16 protein-coding genes are annotated in these 19,673 nt (G+C 64.9%); 13 read left to right on the forward strand and 3 right to left on the reverse strand.

Annotated features, from left to right (window positions below; all coding sequences use genetic code 11):
• Positions 1-36: 36 nt before the first annotated feature.
• A complete protein-coding gene (locus CSZ94_RS18485; RefSeq protein WP_102122852.1) occupies positions 37-816 on the reverse strand; it encodes an AraC family transcriptional regulator in 780 nt (259 codons plus the stop codon).
• Positions 817-924: 108 nt separating this feature from the next.
• Here CSZ94_RS18485 and CSZ94_RS18490 point away from each other — a divergent pair, with 108 nt between their 5' ends.
• Together CSZ94_RS18490 and CSZ94_RS18495 are read left to right on the forward strand one after the other, a co-directional pair.
• Positions 925-1,818 (forward strand): DMT family transporter, encoded by an 894-nt coding sequence (locus CSZ94_RS18490; RefSeq protein ID WP_102122853.1) that lies wholly within the window; start codon positions 925-927, stop codon positions 1,816-1,818.
• Between the two features lie 38 nt (positions 1,819-1,856).
• Positions 1,857-2,453 carry an O-methyltransferase gene (locus CSZ94_RS18495; RefSeq protein WP_102122854.1) on the forward strand — a complete coding sequence of 199 codons (597 nt, stop codon included), beginning with the start codon at positions 1,857-1,859 and terminating at the stop codon, positions 2,451-2,453.
• Between the two features lie 4 nt (positions 2,454-2,457).
• Here the strand turns inward: CSZ94_RS18495 and CSZ94_RS18500 are convergent, their stop codons facing one another.
• Positions 2,458-2,967 carry a GAF domain-containing protein gene (locus CSZ94_RS18500; protein ID WP_102122855.1) on the reverse strand — a complete coding sequence of 170 codons (510 nt, stop codon included), beginning with the start codon at positions 2,965-2,967 and terminating at the stop codon, positions 2,458-2,460.
• A 66-nt stretch (positions 2,968-3,033) separates the two neighbouring features.
• Positions 3,034-3,924 carry a LysR family transcriptional regulator gene (locus CSZ94_RS18505; protein ID WP_258001073.1) on the reverse strand — a complete coding sequence of 297 codons (891 nt, stop codon included), beginning with the start codon at positions 3,922-3,924 and terminating at the stop codon, positions 3,034-3,036.
• An 83-nt stretch (positions 3,925-4,007) separates the two neighbouring features.
• On the opposite strand from CSZ94_RS18505, the gene CSZ94_RS18510 reads away from it, so the two are divergent.
• The 11 genes from CSZ94_RS18510 to pdeM all read left to right on the forward strand — a co-directional run bounded on the left by CSZ94_RS18510 (position 4,008) and on the right by pdeM (position 19,372).
• Positions 4,008-5,000: an aldo/keto reductase gene (locus CSZ94_RS18510; RefSeq protein ID WP_146009844.1), complete on the forward strand. Its 993-nt coding sequence runs from the start codon at positions 4,008-4,010 to the stop codon at positions 4,998-5,000.
• A 128-nt stretch (positions 5,001-5,128) separates the two neighbouring features.
• Complete coding sequence (locus CSZ94_RS18515) at positions 5,129-5,974, forward strand: CheR family methyltransferase (protein WP_180977530.1); 846 nt, start codon at positions 5,129-5,131, stop codon at positions 5,972-5,974.
• A gap of 1 nt (position 5,975) precedes the next feature.
• Entirely contained in the window at positions 5,976-6,584 is a 609-nt protein-coding gene (locus CSZ94_RS18520; RefSeq protein ID WP_102122856.1) for a chemotaxis protein CheB, read from the forward strand.
• A gap of 106 nt (positions 6,585-6,690) precedes the next feature.
• On the forward strand, positions 6,691-7,815 hold the full coding sequence (locus CSZ94_RS18525; RefSeq protein ID WP_102122868.1) for a hybrid sensor histidine kinase/response regulator: 1,125 nt from the start codon (positions 6,691-6,693) through the stop codon (positions 7,813-7,815).
• Positions 7,812-11,222: a hybrid sensor histidine kinase/response regulator gene (locus CSZ94_RS18530; protein ID WP_258001075.1), complete on the forward strand. Its 3,411-nt coding sequence runs from the start codon at positions 7,812-7,814 to the stop codon at positions 11,220-11,222. The genes CSZ94_RS18525 and CSZ94_RS18530 overlap by 4 nt, the downstream gene beginning before the upstream one ends.
• A gap of 48 nt (positions 11,223-11,270) precedes the next feature.
• The gene (locus CSZ94_RS18535; RefSeq protein ID WP_102122857.1) at positions 11,271-11,669 is read left to right on the forward strand and encodes an MAPEG family protein; all 399 of its coding nucleotides are present in this window, start codon (positions 11,271-11,273) and stop codon (positions 11,667-11,669) included.
• Between the two features lie 103 nt (positions 11,670-11,772).
• Entirely contained in the window at positions 11,773-13,461 is a 1,689-nt protein-coding gene (locus CSZ94_RS18540) for a RecQ family ATP-dependent DNA helicase (RefSeq protein ID WP_258001076.1), read from the forward strand.
• Between the two features lie 90 nt (positions 13,462-13,551).
• Positions 13,552-14,592, forward strand: a complete 1,041-nt coding sequence (locus CSZ94_RS18545; RefSeq protein WP_102122858.1) for a ligase-associated DNA damage response exonuclease — start codon at positions 13,552-13,554, stop codon at positions 14,590-14,592.
• A complete protein-coding gene (locus CSZ94_RS18550) occupies positions 14,585-16,228 on the forward strand; it encodes an ATP-dependent DNA ligase (RefSeq protein ID WP_102122859.1) in 1,644 nt (547 codons plus the stop codon). Before CSZ94_RS18545 ends, CSZ94_RS18550 begins: the two co-directional genes overlap by 8 nt.
• Before the next feature lie 7 nt (positions 16,229-16,235).
• Complete coding sequence (locus tag CSZ94_RS18555) at positions 16,236-18,701, forward strand: ligase-associated DNA damage response DEXH box helicase (RefSeq protein ID WP_102122860.1); 2,466 nt, start codon at positions 16,236-16,238, stop codon at positions 18,699-18,701.
• Positions 18,698-19,372, forward strand: a complete 675-nt coding sequence (gene pdeM, locus CSZ94_RS18560) for a ligase-associated DNA damage response endonuclease PdeM (RefSeq protein WP_102122861.1) — start codon at positions 18,698-18,700, stop codon at positions 19,370-19,372. Before CSZ94_RS18555 ends, pdeM begins: the two co-directional genes overlap by 4 nt.
• Positions 19,373-19,673: the final 301 nt, after the last annotated feature.

Here is a 19,673-nt window from a genome sequence, read left to right on the forward strand (position 1 = left end):
TCTATATGACAAAGCGGACAGCGCCGGTCCGCGTTGTCAGCGCAGGCCGCGGCGGAACTGGTCCGGCGTGCCGCCGCTCTGGCGGCGAAACATGGCGATGAAGGCAGAGGCCGTGCCATAGCCCAGTTCCAGCGCGATCGCCTGCACGGTTTCTCCCTTTTCCAGCAAGGGCAGGGCGGCCAGGAAGCGCTGGCGCTGGCGCCATTCGCCGAACGGCATGCCCAGTTCGCGCTGACAGCGGCGCGCCAGCGTGCGCTCCGTGACATGCAATTGCGCGGCCCACTCGGCCAGCGAGTGCTTACTGCCGGGGTGCGCCTGCAGGGCAGCGAGCAGGGCCGCGATGACGGGCTCGTCGCTGCCGGGCAGATAGTTGCGGCTGCACGGCGCCAGCTGCAGCTGGTCGACCAGCACTTGCGCCAGGCGCTGGTCGGCTCGCGTGGCGGGCGTGGTGACGCCCCGTGTGGCAAAGTCGCCGAGAATGGCTTTCAGCAGGGGGCTCAGGACCAGCGCGCACGGCTGCACGGGCAGCTGCGCGCACAGGCTGGCATCGATATAGGCCGAGTGAAATATGACATCCTGGCGGATATAGCCGTCATGCAAAGTCTCGGGCGGTATCCACACGGCATACTGGGGCGGCGACAGGTAGCGCTGGCCCGCCACCATGATTTCCATCACGCCCGTGGAGCAATACGTGAGCTGGCCCCACGGATGGCTCTGATAATCGAATTGCTGGTGCGCGTGGTAATCGTCGAGGCGAAAGTACACGGGGTAGGGCAGGGCGTCGGAAACGGCGGGGAAATGCTGGTTGCTGGCCATCGTGTCTCGTGTTTTGTCCGGTTCTTCGCATCGTTTGTCCGGTATGCATTATATCCATGGAATCGGACCATGCGAAAATGGACGTCATTGAATAGGGGAGTTCTTCGCATGCAAACCAGGCATTATCTGTTCCCCGTGATCGCCGTGCTGATCTGGGCCATCAATACCATCGTCAGCAAGATGGCCGTGGGCGTGATTGACCCAGCCGCCATCTCGTTCTACCGCTGGCTGCTGGCCGGTGTGCTGCTGGCGCTCGTGTTTGGGCGCGCCGTGTGGAAGCAGCGGGCCGTCGTCAAACCGTATCTTGGGAAACTATTTGTGCTGGGCATGCTGGGCATGGTCATGTACCAGTGCCTCGCCTACATCGCCGCGCAGACGACGACGGCCACCAACATGGGCATCCTGGCATCCCTGATGCCCTTGCTGGCCGTGGGTCTGACCGTGCTGCTGTTGAAAGAGGCACCCACCATGGGCGGCGTGTTTGGCGGCCTGGTGTCGCTGCTGGGGCTCGGCTATCTGCTCAGCCATGGCGACCCTGCCGCCCTGATCGCCCATGGGGCTGCCATGGGCGACGCCCTGATGCTGCTGGCTTGCCTGTCATATGCGGGCTATGGCGTGCTGCTCAAGCGCTGGAAGATTCCCCTGAATAACTGGCATTCCTTGCTGATCCAGGTCTGGTGCGCCGTGCCCGTGCTGTGCGTGTATTACCTGAGCCAGTCCGCGCCGCCTGTCACCAGTGCCGGCTTGCCGCTGGTGCTGTTTGCGGGCATCCCCGCTTCCATCATCGCGCCATTCTTGTGGATGCACGGCCTGGCCAAGCTGGGCCCCAGCCGCGCGACGACCTTGATGAATTTGCTGCCCGTGTTCACGGTGATCATCGCCATGCTGTTCCTGGGGGAAACCTTGCACAGCTACGATGTGATCGGCGGTGGCGTGACTCTGCTGGGCGTGGTGATGGTGCAAACCCTGAAGCGCCCCCTGCGCCGCCGCGCCAGCGCCTAGTTTTTTTGCTATGCTGATGCTTTGCACAAGGAGCCGCCATGCCAAGCATCGATACCCTCGACACTCTATTCAGCGAACTCGAAGCATTCGGTAGCAGCAACGATGCGGCGCATACGGAGCGCGCCAGCCGCATGCTCAACATCACGCGCGACACGGGTGAGTTGCTGGCCGTGCTGGTGCACGCGCGCGGTGCGCGCCGGGTGCTGGAAATCGGTACCTCGAACGGCTATTCCACCCTGTGGCTGGCGCGCGCGGCGCGTTCGCTGGGCGGCAGCGTGGTGACGGTAGAAAAAGCGCAGGACAAGTTCGACATGGCGCATGCCAACTTTGCGCGCGCGCAATTGCAGGGCGTGATTGGCCAGTTGCTGGCGGACGCGGGCGACGTGCTGCGCGATGCGGCGGACGGCGCCTACGATTTCATCTTCCTCGATTCCGCGCGCCTGCAGTACGCAGCATGGTGGCCGCAGCTGGACCGCGCGCTGGCGGCCGGTGGCATGCTGGTGGTCGACAATGCCAGTTCGCACTATGCGGACATGGCCGGTTTTATCGAGGCCATCCGCGCCGACAGCCGCTACACGACGTGTCTGGCGACTGTCGGCAAGGGCGAATTCATCGCCGTCAAGTCCGGCAACTGAATACTTACTCTGCGACGATGGCCGCTTCCAGCACGCGCACCAGCGATTCGACGCCTTTCGCGTCGACCTCGTCGAAGCGGCCGACCATGGGACTGTCGAGGTCGAACACGCCGATGATCTGGCCGTTCGCAAAGACGGGCACCACCAGTTCCGAGCGCGAATTGACGTCGCAGGCGATGTGGCCAGGAAACGCGTGCACATCCTGCACGACGATGGACTTGCCTTCAACCACGGTGGTGCCGCACACGCCGCGGCCCTTCTTGATGCGGATGCAGGCCGGCTTGCCCTGGAACGGCCCCAGCACCAGTTCCTCGCCTTTCAGGAAATAAAAGCCGGCCCAATTCAAGCCCGGCATGGTGTTGAAGACCAGCGAACTGAAGTTGGCCGTATTGGCGATGAAATCGGTTTCGCCCGACAGCAAGCCTTGCAGCTGCGAACGCAGGTCCGCATACATGGCTTGCTTGGCTTGCGGGGTATCGGTGGGGTAGGCGGCGTCGCTGATGGTAAACGTCATGGTCGTGGTGGTGGTTGAAATGGGGAAGGCGCCATGGTAGCGCGTCTGGCGCGCCCGCGTGCGGCGTCAGTTTTTCAATTGCTCTGCCGCCAACTGGCGCAGCAGGGGCAGGGCCGCATGGCCGTGCGCTTCCCTCCAGGCCAGGCCGATGCCGGCCGCCAGTTCCTCTCCCTGCAACAGTGGCCGGTAGACCACGCCAGCGAGGCGCAGCGCGCGGAACGAGTCGGCCAGCAGGGCCATGCCCTTGCCGGCCGCCACATCGCTGAGCAGCACATGGTGGTCGGGTGCCTCGCGCAAAAAAATGGGCGCAAAGCCATGGCGGCGAAATACCTGCTGGCAATGGTCGAAAAAGGCGGGCTGGCGCGCCCGTTCGAACCAGTAAATCGATTCTGCCGCGATGTCGTCCAGGCTGAGCTTGCGCTTCTTTGCCAGGCGGTGGCCGGCCGGCAGGGCCAGCATCATGGGCTGGCGCGCCAGTGGCTGCACGGCCAGCTCGAAGGTGGCGCTGGGCAGGGCGAGCAGGGCCGCATCGAGCTGGCCCTTGCGCACGGCAGCCACCAGGCGCGGCGAGGGTGCCGCCGTCAGTTCCAATCGCAGGGTGCCCAATTGCTTGTCCAAGGCCGCCAGCAGGGGCCGGAACAGGCCTGCTTCCACCGAACTGGTCAGACCCAGGCGCAAGCGCACGGGCGCGCTGTCTTGCCGCAGCGACGCTTGCGCCATATCCAGCAAGTCGAGGATGTGCAGCGCCTGCGGCAGCAGGGTACGGCCCGCCTGCGTCAAGGCCACGCCTTGCGTGTCGCGTTCGAACAATCGCGTGCCCAGCCCGTCTTCCAGCAGCCGGATGGCGCGCGACAGGGGCGGCTGGGTCATGTGCAGCTGTTCCGCTGCCTGGCGGAAGTTCAGGCAGCGGGCGACGGCGCAAAACAGGCTCAGGGCATGGGTATCGAGGGTTCTCATACCAGAAAGGTATCACGAAATTGCGCATTCCCTTGCCCGCTGACGCGGCGCAGACTGGCCGTATTGACATGAGGGAGATTAATATGCAACTGCAACAGCGACGCATCGGCCATAGCGGCTTGAACAGTTCGGCACTGGGCCTGGGCTGCATGGGTATGTCGGAATTTTATGGCGCCACGGACGAGGCGCAGTCGCTGGCCACGCTGGAAGCGGCCCTGGCGGTGGGCGTGACCCTGTTCGACACGGCCGACGCCTACGGTTTCGGCCATAACGAGCAATTGCTGGGGCACTTCCTGGCCGGCCATCGCGGACAAGCGCTGGTCGCCACCAAGTGCGGCCTGGCGCGCGAGGCCGGCAGCTATGCGCGCCGCGTCGATAACTCCCCCGCCTATATCCGCCAGGCATGCGATGCGTCGCTGGCGCGCCTGGGCGTGGAGGCCATCGACCTGTTTTACCTGCACCGCCTGAACCTGGAGACCCCGCTGGAAGAGTCGATGGGGGCGCTGGCGCAATTGCTGCAAGAAGGCAAGATTCGCGCTGTGGGACTGTGCGAAGTGAGCGCCGCCACCTTGCGGCGCGCGGCGGCGCTGTGTCCCGTGGCCGCCGTGCAGAGCGAATACTCGCTGTGGACGCGCGAGCCGGAGCAGGGCGTGCTGGCCGCCTGCCGCGAAGTGGGCGCCAGTTTCTTTGCCTACAGCCCGCTGGGGCGCGGTTTCCTGACGGGCGCCATTGCCGGCGCTGCCAGCCTCGACGCCGGGGATTTTCGCCAGTTCAACCCCCGTTTCGCGGCCGATAACCTGGCGCGCAACCAGGCCATCGTCGCGCAAGTCCAGCAACTGGCGCGCGCAAAAGGCTGCACGCCGGCCCAGCTGGCGCTGGCCTGGCTGCTGGCCCAGGGCGACGATATCATCCCCATTCCCGGCACCAAGCGCATCGCCTACCTGCACGACAACCTCGGCGCGTTGGCCGTGCAGCTGGACGCGGCGGAACTGGCGGCGATGAGCGCCGCCTTTCCCTTGGGCATGGCGTCGGGCGCGCGCTATACGGCGGAGGGCATGAAGGGCGTGGATGCCTGAAAAAAGTGGGGCGAGCGTACGCCAGCGTACCTAAGAGACGCTTTAGCTGCGCGAAAATCCCCGACGATCTGCTAGCATTCCCGCTGGCCCCAAGCACGCGTAAGCGGTGCGGGACCGGGAGATGCTGCATGGATAGAAGGGTGGATGTCAAATTGCTAGATGATGATATTTTCGATATCGAATTGAAGTTATTGCTTGAAGGAATCTTGTTGAGATATCAGCATGATTTCCGCGATTATTCGGTGGCGTCGTTGCGCCGGCGCATGCGCCAGGCCATGGAGCGCTTCGGCTGCGCCAGGCTGTCGCAGTTGCAGGACCGCATCTTGCACGAGCCGGCCATGTTCGCGCAGATGTTGCAGTTTTTCACGGTGCAAGTGAGCGAGATGTTCCGCGATCCAGCGTATTTCCGCGCCTTGCGCGAAAAAGTCGTGCCCGTCCTGCATACCTATCCCTCCATCAAGATCTGGGTGGCCGGCTGCAGCAGTGGCGAAGAGGTGTGGTCGCTGGCCATCTTGCTGGAAGAGGAAGGCTTGCTCGAACGCAGCATGATTTATGCGACCGATATCAATGTCGAGGCGCTGGCCGCTGCCGAAGCGGGCATCTATCCGGTCGAGCGCATCGCCCAGTTCAGCGAGAATTACCAGCTGGCGGGCGGCAAGCGCTCCTTGTCCGACTATTACACGGCCGCCTACAAGGGCGCCATCTTTGACCGGCGCCTGCGGCGCCAGTTCGTCTTTGCCGACCATAGCCTGGCGACGGACAGCGTGTTTTCGGAGGTGCACATGGTTTCCTGCCGTAACGTCATGATTTACTTCAATAAAGACTTGCAAGACCGCAGCCTGGGCATGTTCCACGAAGCGCTGGTGAACCGGGGCTTCCTGGGCCTGGGCATGAAGGAAAGCTTGCATTTCAGCCGCCATGCAGCCAGCTTCAACGAGCTGAGCCCGGCTGTACGCATCTTCCAGCGGGCCTGATATGTTGCCGACCTGCGACGTGGCGCCACCGCCCGCCGGCCTGCGCCTGATCGCCATCGGCGCCTCGGCCGGCGGCGTGCAGGCGCTGGGCATCGTGCTGCGCGCCTTGCCGGCCACCTGCCGCGCCACCGTGGTGGTGGTGCTGCATTTGGCGCCGGGCCGCTCCAGCCAGTTGCCGCAGCTGTATGCGGCGCACTGCGCGCTGCCCTTGCGCGAAGCGCAGGACAAGGAACCGCTGGAGGCGGGCGTCGTGTATTTCGCCCCGCCCGATTACCACCTGCAGATCGAGCCCGATGGCTGTTTTTCCCTGTCGCAGGAAGCGCCCGTGTATTTTTCGCGCCCGTCGATCGATGTCTTGCTGGAAACGGCAGCGTATGCCTACCGGCGCGCCATGCTGGCCATCATCCTGACGGGTGCCTCGGCCGACGGCGCGGCGGGACTGGCGCGCGTGCGGCAGCTGGGCGGCAGCGCCTGGGTGCAGGAGCCAGCGGGGGCCAATTGTGGCATCATGCCGTCCGCCGCGCTCAAGCTGGCCGGCGCCGACCGCGTGCTTGATTTGTTGCAGATGGCCGCCAGCCTGGCCTTGCTGGGCGATGGCGAACACAAGTGAATGGGAGTGGGGCAGTGCGTGTAATATATGTGAGAATTGAAACAATGTTTATGACCATATCGACACACGATGGCATCTTGCCGTTGCGATGCCTGAAGATGAATCCGTGACCGCACCTATCCATATCCTCGTCGTTGACGACATCGCGCAAAACCTGGTCGCCGCCGAAGCCGTGCTGGCACGGCCCGGTATTGTCATCCTGAAAGCAAGCTCGGGCGCGCAAGCGCTGGAATTGCTGTTGACGCATGAGGTCGCACTGGCCCTGATCGACGTGCAAATGCCGCAGATGGATGGTTTTGAACTGGCCGAGCTGATACGCGGCAGCGAACGCACGCGCGGCATTCCCCTGATTTTCCTCACGGCCGCGTCGCGCGAACCGAGCTACAGCTTCCGTGGCTACGAGGCGGGCGCCGTCGATTTTCTCTACAAGCCCATCGACGTGAAAGCCTTGCAAAGCAAGGTGGCGGTGCTGGTGCAGCTGTTCCAGCAAAAGCGTGAACTGTCGGCCCAGCTCGATGAACTCAAGCATGCGCTACGCCTCAATGAACTGTTCACGGCCGTGCTGGGTCACGATTTGCGCACCCCCTTGTCGGTGGTGATGAATGGCGCCATGCTGTTGCCGATGATGAGCGAGCACCCGAAGGTGATCGTCACGGCGCAGCGTATCGAAAGCAGCGCCAAGCGCATGGCGCGCATGGTCGACCAGTTGCTGGACCTGGCGCGCATCCGTTCCGGCACGATGGAGTTGCGCAGCAGCACGCACGATTACCTGGCGCTGGCGCGCGCCATCGTCGAGGAATGCGAGACGGCGGGCCAGGCCACGCATGTCGAGCTCAGCAGTGTCGGCGAGCTGCACGGGCAATGCGATGCGGGCTTGCTGTCGCAAGTCATCTCGAATCTGTTATGCAATGCCATCACGCATGGCGAGGCGGGCATGCCGGTGCATTTGGCCCTCGACGGACGCGAAGCCGACAGCATTGAAATGCGCATCGCCAATCGTGGCGTCATCCCCGCCGCCTTGCTGCCGACCCTGTTCGAGCCTTTCCGGCAGGCGGGCGAAAAGCGCAGGACGGGGCAGGGCCTGGGACTGGGCCTGTACACGGTGAACATGTTCGTCAAGGCCCACGGCGGCACGGTCGAGCTCAGTTCCACGTCCACGCAGGGCACGCTGGCGACCGTGCGCATCCCGCGCCAGTGCCAGGTGCGCGTGCAAGCGGGACTGGCCACATGAGCGGCGACATGCGCGCGCCAGCCTGGCCGTCCGGCGGCGGCAGCATGGGCGAACTGGTGCGCCGGCGCGACTGGTCCGCCACCAGCCTTGGCGCCCTCGATGGCTGGCCGGCCCATTTGCGCACCAGCGTCGACATCGTGCTCAGTTCACCGATGGCGATGGTGCTGATGTGGGGCCCGCAGCACGTCATGATCTATAACGACGATTACATCCAGATCGCCGGGGCGCGCCATCCGGCGGCGCTGGGTGGCACGGTGCCCGCCGTCTGGCCCGAAATCTGGGACTGGAACGCGCGCATCCTCGAAGCGGGACTGCGTGGCGAGGCGCAGGTGCACCGCGAATGCTGTTTGCCGCTGTTGCGCGACGGACAGCGCGCGGATGTCTGTTTCGACCTGTTTTACACGCCCGTGCATGGCGCCGATGGCCAGGTGGACGGCGTGCTGTGCACGGCGCTGGAATTGACGGTGCGCATGGAAGAGGGGCGCCAGCTGAAGCTGGCCACGGCCGAGCTGGGCGAACTCAATACCACCTTGCAGGCGGAGAGCGAGGCCGTACGCGCGGCCAACCGCCGCCTGGGCGAAGAGCGCGCGCTGTTGCGCGCCCTGTTCCAGCAGGCGCCCAGCTTCATGGCCCTGCTGCGCGGGCCGCAGCACGTGTTTGAGCTGGCGAATGAACATTATCTGCGCCTGGTGGACCACCGCGATTTACTCGGCAAGACTGTCGAATCGGCCTTGCCTGAAGTCAAGGCGCAGGGCTTCATCGAACTGCTCGACCAGGTCTACCGCACGGGCGAGCCCTTCGAAGGGCGCCAGGTGAAGGTGGATTTGCAGACGGCAGACGGGCAGACGTGCCAGCGCCAGATCGACTTCGTGTACCAGCCCATCAAGGATGACGAGGGCGTGGTCACGGGCATCCTGGTCGAGGGCATCGATGTCACCGAGCGCATGGAAGACGAGGAGCGGCTGCGCCTGGCCCAGCAGGCTGGCGGCATCGGCACCTTCGAATGGTTCCCCGAGACGGGCGCGATGCTGGTGTCACCCATGTTCCGCCGCCTGTGGGGCATTGCCGACGAGGAGGAAGTGACGGAACGCTTGCTGGTGAGCCTGGTCGATGCGCGCGACCAGCAAAAGGTTGGGCCCAGCAAGCTGGACCTGGCGCAAAATCCCCTCGAATATGCGGAGTACCGCATCCGCCGCCCTGCCGATGGCGCGTTGCGCTGGATCGCGCGCCAGGGCGAGGTGGTGGCCGGCTGCGTGCCGGGCCAGCGCCGCTACGTGGGCGTGTCATTCGACGTGACGGAGCGGCGCCAGATCGAGGATGAACTCACCGCCAGCCAGGAGCGCATGGCGGCCATTTTCGGCCAGGCCTCGGTGGGCTTGTCCGAGCTGGGCCTCGATGGCCGTTTCCAGCGCGTCAACGGCGCCCTGTGCCGCATGCTGGGCCGCTCGGCTGAAGAGCTACTGAGCCTAAACATGAACGACATCATGCATCCGGCGGACGTGCCTGGCAACGGCGTGCTGTTCCAGCGCCTGGTGGAAACGGGCGAGTCGTTCTCGCTAGAAAAGCGCTACCTGAAGCCAGACGGCTCGCAAGTGTGGGTGTCGAGCAATGTCAGCCGTCTGCTGGACGAGCAGGGACAGACGCGTTCCCTGATCGCCGTCAAGACGGACATCACGGACCGGCGCCGCGTGGAAAAGGCGCTGCATGAATTGAACGAAACGCTAGAACACCGGGTCGAACAGGAGGTGAATGAGCGTACCAAGGCCGAGGATGCCTTGCGCCAGGCGCAAAAGATGGAAGCCGTGGGCCAACTGACGGGCGGCATCGCGCACGACTTCAACAATGTGCTGCAAATCATCTCCGGCAATTTGCATTTGCTGCAGCACCTGACGGGCACGGATGGCGTGATGCGCCAGCGCCTGGACACGGCGATTGCCGCCGTCGAGCGGGGCGCCAAGCTGTCGTCGCACCTGCTGGCCTTTGCGCGGCGTCAACCATTGAAACCCGTGGTGGCCGATCTGGCGCGCGTGGTGCGCAACATGGACGCGCTGCTGCGGCGCGCCTTGGGCGAAGCGATCGACATCGTGCTGGTGGGCGGCGGCGGGCTGTGGAATACCCTGGTCGACCGTAGCCAGATCGAGAACGTCATCCTCAACCTGGCCATCAATGCGCGCGACGCCATGGATGGCGTGGGCAAGCTGACCATCGAGCTGGGCAATGTGGTGCTCGACGAACAGTATGTGCACAAGCTCGTTGACGTGCCGGCGGGCCAGTACGTGATGCTGTCGGTGACGGACACGGGCAGCGGCATGAGCGGGCCCGTGCTGCAGCGCGCGTTCGAGCCGTTTTTTACCACCAAGCCGGAAGGCGCGGGCACGGGTCTGGGCCTGTCGATGGCGTATGGTTTCGTCACGCAAAGCCGCGGCCATATTCGCATTTACAGTGAACCTGGCGTGGGCACGGGAGTTAAAATCTATTTGCCCCGTTCCCTGATGGCTGAAGCGGACGAGGAACTGGAATTGAGCGGCGTCGTCACGGGCGGCACGGAAACGGTGCTGGTGGTGGAAGACGACGTGGGCGTGCGCACCACCGTGGTCGATATGCTGGGGGCGCTCGGCTATACGGTGCTCAAGGCTGAAGATGGCGAAAGCGCGCTGGCCGTGCTGCACAGTGGCGCGCAGATCGACTTGCTGTTTACGGACGTCATCATGCCGGGCCCCGTCAGCAGCACGGAGATGGCGCGCCAGGCGCGCGAACGCCAGCCCGATATCGCCGTCTTGTTTACTTCGGGCTACGCGCAAGATGTCATCGTGCACGAAGGGCGTCTCGACGCGGGGGTGGAATTGCTCAGCAAGCCGTACCGGCGCGAAGAGCTGGCGCGCAAGCTGCGCCATGTGCTGGCCAACCGCCAGCAGCAGATGCGTGCGCGCCAGTTTGAACGCTCCGGCGCGCCGGTGGGCGGCACTCCGGCGAGCGGCAGCACGGCGGCCAGCGTGCTGGGAAGTGGCACGCCGGGGCTGGACTTGACTGGCCATGCGCCAGAACCGCACGGTGACATGCCGACATCGATGAAAATTCTCGTGGTGGAAGATAATCTCGATTCTCAGCTGATGGTGTGCGAGCTGGTGGGCATGCTGGGCCACACGGTCAGCGGCGTCTCCGATGGCGAGGCGGCGTGGGAATTGCTCAATGAGCAAGACTTTGATATCCTGTTTACCGATGTCAGCCTGCCCGGCATGTCCGGCATCGCGCTGGCACGCATGGTGCTGCGCGAGAAACCGGACATGCGCATCATCTTTTCCACCGGCTATGGCAAGGAGTCGATGGATGAACTGGGCTTTTCCGCCAGTGTCTTGCGCAAGCCCTATGATTTGACAGAGTTGCAAGCAGCACTCGACCAACCCTGACGGGCACGCGCCGGCACGGCCTGCCTGTCTCACCCTGCAGAGGCAAACATGACTCCTGAACTGACCATGCTAGGCTGTACTTTGGTGCTGGCGCTGGTGCAAATCCTGTTGCCCGCGCTGTTACGCACGCGCGAAACAGGCACGGCCTATAACGTGAGCGCGCGCGACGGCGACGGGCCGCCCGTGGGCAAGATCACGGGCCGCTTGCAGCGGGCCCAGGCGAACCTGTTTGAAACCCTGCCCCTGTTCGCCGCCGCCGTGCTGATCGCCCACGTGACGGCGCAGGAAAGCGCGCTGACCCTGTACGGCGCGGCCCTGTACCTGGCCGCCCGCGTGCTCTACCTGCCGCTGTACGCGTTTGGCGTGCCCGTCGTGCGCACGCTGGTGTGGTGCGCGTCGATTGCCGGTTTGCTGATGCTCTTCTGGGCCATCCTGTTCGCTTCTTGAAGTCCTACGCGCACTGTAGCAGCCGTCCTATGGCGGTGCGCCGGGCCCGGCCGTAAAGTGACAGCAAGCTGGCGGCTGGCGCCGGCATGTCAGGGACCGGAGCATGATGATGACCACCATTTCCGCAACGCAAGAGTCGGGCAGCGCCCGGCAGCGCAAGATCCAGCGCCTGCTGCGCGCCGTATTTGGCGTGGCGCGGCTGCGCGCGGGCCAGCAGGAAGTGATCGACAGCGTGCTGGCCGGGCGCGACACGCTGGCCATCATGCCCACCGGCAGCGGCAAATCGCTGTGCTACCAGCTGCCCGCTGCGCTGTTGCCCGGCGCCACCCTGGTGGTGTCGCCGCTGATCTCGCTGATGAAAGACCAGCTGGAAAAGCTGCAGCAGTTGGGCATCACGGCCGTGCAGCTCAACAGCAGCCTGTCGCGCGCCGAGGACGATGCCGCCATCGCCCGCATAGCCCAGGGTGGCCGGCTCATCATCTTTTGCACCCCGGAACGTCTGACCAATCCCGCATTCCTGTCCCTGCTGGGCGCCGTGCCGCCCAGCCTGGTCGTCATCGATGAAGCCCATTGCATTTCCCAGTGGGGCCACGACTTCCGTCCCGCCTACCTGGAAATTGCCGCCGCCCTGCGCGCGCTCGGGCGCCCGCCCGTGCTGGCGCTGACGGCCACGGCTACCGGGGAAGTGACTGCCGATATCGACGCGCAACTGGAAGCGCGCAAGCTGCAGGTCATCAATACGGGCATTTACCGCGCCAATTTGCGCTACCGCGTGATGCAGGTCACGAATGCCGGGGAAAAACAGGATGCCGTCTTGCGTCTGTTACGCGAGACGGCCGGCGTGGGCATCGTGTATGCGGCCACCGTCAAGGCCGTCGAGGATCTGACGGCGCGGCTGGAAGAAGCGGGCGAGAGCGTCACGTGCTACCACGGCAAGCTGGCGGCGCGCGAGCGCCAGCTCCACCAGGACTTGTTCATGGGCGGCGCACGCCGCATCATGGTGGCCACAAATGCCTTCGGCATGGGCATCGACAAGCCCGACACGCGCTTCGTGATCCATTTGCAGGTGCCGGCCAACCTGGAAGCGTACTACCAGGAATCGGGACGGGCGGGGCGCGATGGCTTGCCCGCCGACTGCACCTTGCTGTATTTTCAGCAAGACAAGCGGGTGCAGCAATTCTTCCTGGCCAAGCACTATCCCACGGAAGGCGAACTGGCCGCCATCGTTGCGGCAGCGCAAGAGCTGCCGGCCACCTTCGCTTTCGCTGCGCTGGCATCGGGCTTGCCGGAGTTTTCAGCTGGCCACTTGAAGGTCTGCCTGAAACTGTTGAAAGACGGCAAGTTGCTGCGCCAGGACCGCAAGCTGGGCTACAGCTTGAAAGCGCCCACGGCCAAGTCGCTGTCATACGCGCAACTGGCGCACATCTATGTCGACAAGCAGGAGCGCGACAGGCAGGCGCTTGAGCAGATGGTGGCGTATGCACAAAGCGGCTTTTGCCGCTGGAAATTGCTGCTCGAGTATTTTGGCGATGCGGGCGATTTCAAGCGCTGTTGCACCTGTGATAATTGCCAGTCGCCACCCGCGCTGGCCGCGCCCATCACCCTGGACGAGTTGCCGCCAGCGCTTGCTCAGGCGCAGCCGTCGTCGCCCCTGCTCGCCGTGGGCAGCCGCGTGCGCGTGCCCCGTTACCAGGTCGGCACCGTGCTGTTGGTGGCGGGCGACCAGGTCACGATTGCGTTTCCGGAAAACACCACGCGCACCTTCATGGCCGAGTTTGTCGCACCGGCTTGAATCCATTGTGCGCTGTCGAACAGTGATCGCGCGCAAGAGCGCTAGAATCAGCCCATTCCACCGCGGTTTTTTTAACGTCAGGAGCTGGACATGGCGGACATGGTAGTGGTGCGCAAGGAAGGCTTGTATTGCGTGCCGGGGCAGTTCTACATCGACCCGTGGCGCCCTGTCGAGCGCGCCATCATCACGCATGCGCATGCCGACCATGCGCGCGTGGGCCACCGGCATTACCTGTGCGCCAGCGACGGCGTCAAGGTGCTGCAGGCGCGCCTGGGTGGCGTTTCCATCCAGGGTCTCGCGTATGGCGAGACCATCGAACACCATGGCGTGCAGGTGTCGCTGCATCCGGCCGGCCACGTGCTCGGTTCTGCCCAGGTGCGCATGCAGCACGGCGGTGAAGTGTGGGTGGCGTCCGGCGACTACAAGCTGCAGCCCGACCCTAGCTGCGCACCGTTCGAGCCCGTGCGCTGCAACACGTTTATCACGGAATCGACATTCGGCCTGCCCATCTACCGCTGGCAGGCGCCGCAGGAAATCCATGACGACATTAATCAGTGGTGGCGCAGGAATGCGGCTGAGGGGCGCACCAGCGTGCTGTTTTGCTATGCCTTTGGCAAGGCGCAGCGCATCCTGGCGGGTCTGGACGCCACCATCGGTCCCATTATCTGCCATGGCGCGGCGCAGGCCTTGACGCAGGTCTACCGCGAGTCCGGCGTGGCCTTGCCGGCCACCGTGATGGTGGGCGAGGCCAACGACAAGGCGGCCCTGAAGACGGCGATGGTGATCGCGCCGCCGTCGGCCGCCGGTTCGCCGTGGATGAAGCGCTTCGGCGACTACAGCGATGCGTTCGCCAGCGGCTGGATGCTGCTGCGCGGCGCGCGTCGGCGGCGCGGCGTGGACCGGGGTTTCGTGCTGTCCGACCATGCCGACTGGCCGGGTCTGATGCAAGCCATCCAGGCCACGCAGGCCGAACGTATCATCGTCACGCACGGCTCGATACCCGTGATGGTGCGCTGGCTGCAGCAGAATGGCTGGCAGGCGGGCGGCTTCGAGACGGAGTATGGCGATGACGACGCCGATGACAGTGCGCCTGGGGCTTCCACGGCGGCGCAGGACGTCAGCCATGCGTGAATTTGCCCGGCTGTACGCGGAACTCGATGAAACCACGTCCACCAGCCGCAAGCTGGCGGCGCTGCAAGCCTATTTTCGGGACGCGTCACCCGAGAACGCGGCCTGGGCCGTGTATTTCCTGGCCGGCGGCAAGCCGCGCCAGGCCGTGCCCACCAAGTTGCTGCGCGCATACGCGACCGAACGCGCTGGTCTCGATGCCTGGCTGTTCGACGAGGCTTACCACGCCGTGGGCGACCTGGCCGAAACCATGGCCCTGATCCTGCCCGCGCCCGCCAGGCGCAGCGACATCGGCCTGGCCGAATGGGTCGAGCAGCGCATCGCACCCTTGCGCGGCGCGGCGCCCGAGACCATCCGCAGCGCGCTGCTGGCGTACTGGGACGAGCTGGAAACGCGCGAACGCTTCCTGTTGATCAAACTGATCGGCGGCGGCTTTCGCGTGGGCGTGTCCAAACTGCTGGTGACGCGCGCGCTCGCCAGCATCGCCGCCGTGGACAGCAAGCTGATCGCGCAGCGCCTGATGGGCTGGACCGATGGCAAGGTCAGCCCCACGGGCGCGGGTTTTCTCAAGCTGACTGGCGCGCAGTCGGATGACGACCATGCGCTGCGCGGCGGCCAGCCTTACCCCTTCTTCCTGGCGCACCCCTTGCAGGCGCCGCCGGAGACACTGGGCGACCTCGCCGACTGGCTGGTCGAATGGAAATACGACGGCATGCGTGCCCAGCTGCTGCGCCGCGATGGCGTCAACTGGTTGTGGTCGCGTGGCGAGGAATTGATCACGGAGCGGTTCCCCGAATTGGCACAGCTGGCCTTGCCCGAGGGCACCGTGCTCGATGGCGAAATTCTCGTCTGGCAGCCGGGCGAGGTGCCGGCGCCATTTGCTGATTTGCAACAACGCATGGGCCGCAAGACGGTGACGCTCAAGCTGCTGGCCGAATTGCCGGCCGTGCTCGTGGCCTACGATGTGCTGGAAATGGATGGCGTGGATGTCCGCCAGCTGCCCCAAGTCGAGCGCCGCGCAATGCTGGAAACCGTGGTGGCCGGCGTGGCTACTCCCGCGCTGCGTCTGTCGCCGCGCATCGCGGCGGCAAGCTGGGACGCGCTGGCGGCCATCCGCAGCGAATCGCGGGCGCGCGGCGTGGAAGGCCTGATGCTCAAGGCCAAGTCTGCCGCATATGGCGTGGGCCGCACAAAAGACGTGGGTACCTGGTGGAAATGGAAGATAGCCCCGTATGCCATCGATGCCGTGTTGATCTACGCCCAGGCGGGCCATGGCCGGCGCGCGTCGCTGTACACGGACTACACGTTCGCCGTGTGGGATAGTGACTGGGAGGGCGGGCATGGTGAAGAACGCAAGCTGGTGCCCTTCGCCAAGGCGTATTCGGGCCTGACGGATGCGGAAATTGGCCAAGTCGACGCGGCCATTCGCAAGACCACCATCGAAAAATTCGGCCCCGTGCGCAGCGTCCATCCGACCATGGTGTTCGAGATCGGCTTCGAAGGCATCGCCGCCTCCAGCCGCCACAAGGCGGGCATCGCCGTGCGCTTTCCGCGCATCCTGCGCCGGCGCGAAGACAAGGCCGTCGCCGACGCGGACACCCTGGCCACCCTGAAGGCCATGCTGGCGACCGGCTCATGAGCAAGCGATGAGCAAAAGCACGCTGGCGCAGCGCATCGATGCCTGGTTTGCCGGGCGCGGCTGGACGATCTTTCCCTTCCAGCGCGCCGTCTGGCGCACCGCCGCACAGGGTCGCTCCGGCCTGCTGCATGCCAGCACTGGGTCCGGCAAGACCTACGCCGTCTGGTTCGGCGCCTTGCTGCGTGCCGAGCGGCTGGCGCGCAAGAGTAAAAGGCAGGGTTTGCGCGTGCTGTGGATCACGCCCATGCGAGCGTTGGCGGCTGACACCGTGCGCGCATTGCAGGCGTCTGGCACGGAGCTCGCGCCTGGCTGGCGCATCGAGGCGCGCACGGGAGACACGAGCGCCGCGCAGCGGGCGCGGCAGGCGAAAGCCTGGCCCGAGGTGCTCGTCACGACGCCGGAAAGCCTGTCCCTGATGCTCAGCCAGATGGACGCGCAGGAACGCTTCAGCCTGCTCGAAACGGTGATCGTCGACGAGTGGCATGAATTGATGGGCAGCAAGCGCGGCGTGCAGGTGCAACTGGCGCTGGCCCGCTTGCGCCGCTGGAGTGGAGAAGTGATGACGTGGGGCTTGTCGGCCACCCTGGGCAACTTGCAGCAGGCGCAGGACGTCTTGCTGGGCGAAGGCAGCGACGGCGTGCTGGTCGAAGGCAAGGTGAAGAAGCGCATCCTCGTCGACAGCCTGATTCCCGTCAACCCCACGCGCTTTCCCTGGGGCGGGCATCTGGGCATCCAGATGCTGCAGCCTTTGATTGCCCAGATCGAGGGCAGCGCCACCACCCTGGTGTTTACAAATACGCGTTCGCAGGCCGAGCTGTGGTATCAGCACCTGCTCGATGCGCGGCCGGACTGGGCGGGATTGATTGCCCTGCACCACGGTTCGCTGGACCGCGAAGTGCGCGAGTGGGTCGAGCAGCATTTGAAAACGGGGCAACTGAAAGCCGTCGTGTGCACCTCCAGCCTGGACTTGGGCGTCGATTTCCTGCCCGTCGAGCGGGTGCTGCAGGTGGGCAGCGCGAAGGGCATCGCCCGGCTGGTGCAGCGGGCCGGGCGCAGCGGCCACGCGCCGGGACGCATTTCGCGCATCACCCTGGTGCCCACCAACAGCCTGGAACTGCTGGAAGCGGCCGCTGCCCGCGCTGCCTTGGCGCAAGGCCACCTGGAAGCGCGCCCCGTGCCGGACAAGCCGCTTGATGTGCTGGTGCAGCACCTGGTGACGATCGCCCTGGGCGGCGGCTTCGAGTCGGCGCCGCTGTACGAAGAAGTGCGCGGCGCCTGGTCCTACCGCCACCTGACGCCGGACGAGTGGCAATGGGCGCTCGATTTCGTTGCCCGCGGCGGACAAAGCCTGACCGTGTATCCGGAGTACCGGAGAGTGTTGCCCGATGATGACGGTGTGTACCGCGTGCCGGACCAGGCCCTGGCGCGGCGCCACCGCATGAGCATCGGCACCATCGTGTCGGAAGCGGCGATCCAGGTCAAATTCCTGGGCGGGGGGCGGATCGGCAGCATCGAGGAATCGTTCATTGCGCGCCTGAAGCAGGGCGACCATTTTTTGTTTGGCGGACGCATCCTGGAATTCGTGCGCGTGCACGAGATGACGGCCTACGTGCGGCGCGCCACGGGCAGCCGGGGCGCCGTGCCGCGCTGGCAGGGCGGCAAGATGCCGCTGTCGTCGGAATTGGCGCATGCCGTGCTGGACCAGTTGCAGCTGGCAAAGGAGGGCCGGGCCAGCGGGCCGGAAATGCGCGCGCTGGCGCCGCTGCTGGCCATCCAGCAGACATGGTCCAGTCTGCCCACGCGCGCCAGTCTGCTGGTGGAAACCTTGTCCAGCCGCGAAGGTCAGCACCTGTTCGTGTATCCGTTTGCGGGCCGTTCGGTGCACCTGGGGCTCGCTTCCCTGCTGGCCTACCGCATCGCGCGCGTGCAACCGGCAACCTTGTCGATCGCCGTCAACGATTACGGCTTTGAATTGCTGGGCGGGGGCGATATCGCATTTGCGCCGCTGTTGACGGCCGCCAGCGGCGCCGATATTGCCCTGTTCAGCACGGACAACTTGCTCGACGACGTGCTGGCCAGCCTGAACGCGACGGAATTGTCGCAGCGGCGCTTCCGCGAAATCGCCCGTATCGCCGGGCTCGTGTTCCAGGGCTATCCGGGCCAGCCGAAAAGCGCGCGCCAGCTGCAAGCGTCGTCCTCGCTGTTCTTTGAAGTGTTCCGCAAGCACGACGCGGCCAATTTGCTGCTCACGCAGGCGCAGCGCGAAGTGCTGGAACAGGAACTGGAACTGACGCGCTTGCGCGCCACCTTGCGCGAGCTGCACGGCCGGCGCATCAGCCTGCAGCCTTTGGAGCGGGCCTCGCCGTTTGCCTTCGGCCTGATGGTCGAGCGTTTCCGCGAGCAGCTGACGACGGAAAAACTGTCGGACCGGGTGGCGCGCCTGGTGAGTGCGCTGGAAAAGGCAGCCGCATGAATAGCCAGCGCTCAGCGCATTGTGTGGTGGAACTGGCCGGCGAGAGCGTTTGGCTGCTGGCGCACAAGGCCGTGTATTGGCCGGCGCGCAAGATGCTGATTATCGCCGACATTCATTTTGGCAAGGCGGCCGCGTTTCGCGCGCTGGGCGTGCCCGTGCCGCGCGGCACCACCACGCAAAACTTGCTGGCGCTGGACGCCTTGCTGGCCAGCCGTGTTTGCAAGGAAATCGTCTTTCTCGGCGACTTTCTGCACGCGCGCGCCGCGCATGCGGACGCCACCGTGGCGACCATGCTGGCCTGGCGCGCACGCCACGCGGATGTGCGCCTGACGGTGGTGCGCGGCAACCACGATGCGCATGCGGGCGATCCGGCCGCCATGCTTGGGATACGCATGGTGGATGAACCGCACCAGGTGGGCCATCTCTCATTCTGTCATCACCCGGATACCGTCGCGCCCGGCTATGTGCTGGCCGGCCACGTGCATCCCGTGTTTCACTTGCGCGCGGACGGGAACGGCTTGCGCCTGCCATGTTTCCTGCTGGGCCGGCAGCGCGCCATCCTGCCCGCGTTTGGCGCCTTTACGGGCGGCCATGCGGTGCGGCCCGTAGCTGGCGAGCGCGTGTATGTGACGGCGGACGCGGCGATTTTTGCTCTACCCGCTAACTGCTGAGTATTTGGTACTTTTGGTGGAAAACTGAAAGTAATTATGCCACCACGGGCGGGACTCATCCTACATGCGCTCTTGCCATCCTCCTATTTCTTGCGTCCCATGTGCGCACTAAGATGAGGCTTCCCTTGCCGTGCGAGGGGGAAGAATTGCATTGTTTGCACTGTTTTCTGATTCGTAACTGTTCAGCCGGGGGCTGGCTGAATCGGGTTTCCAGCGAAGGCGCGTTGCAAGACGGCGAGCATGCCATGGCCTTGTTTCCGTAGCGTGTCGAGGCAGGAGCGAATAACGCAGAAGTTTTGCG

It is taken from the genome of Janthinobacterium sp. ROICE36 (assembly GCF_002869965.1).
In the GTDB taxonomy this organism is placed as follows: domain Bacteria; phylum Pseudomonadota; class Gammaproteobacteria; order Burkholderiales; family Burkholderiaceae_D; genus Janthinobacterium.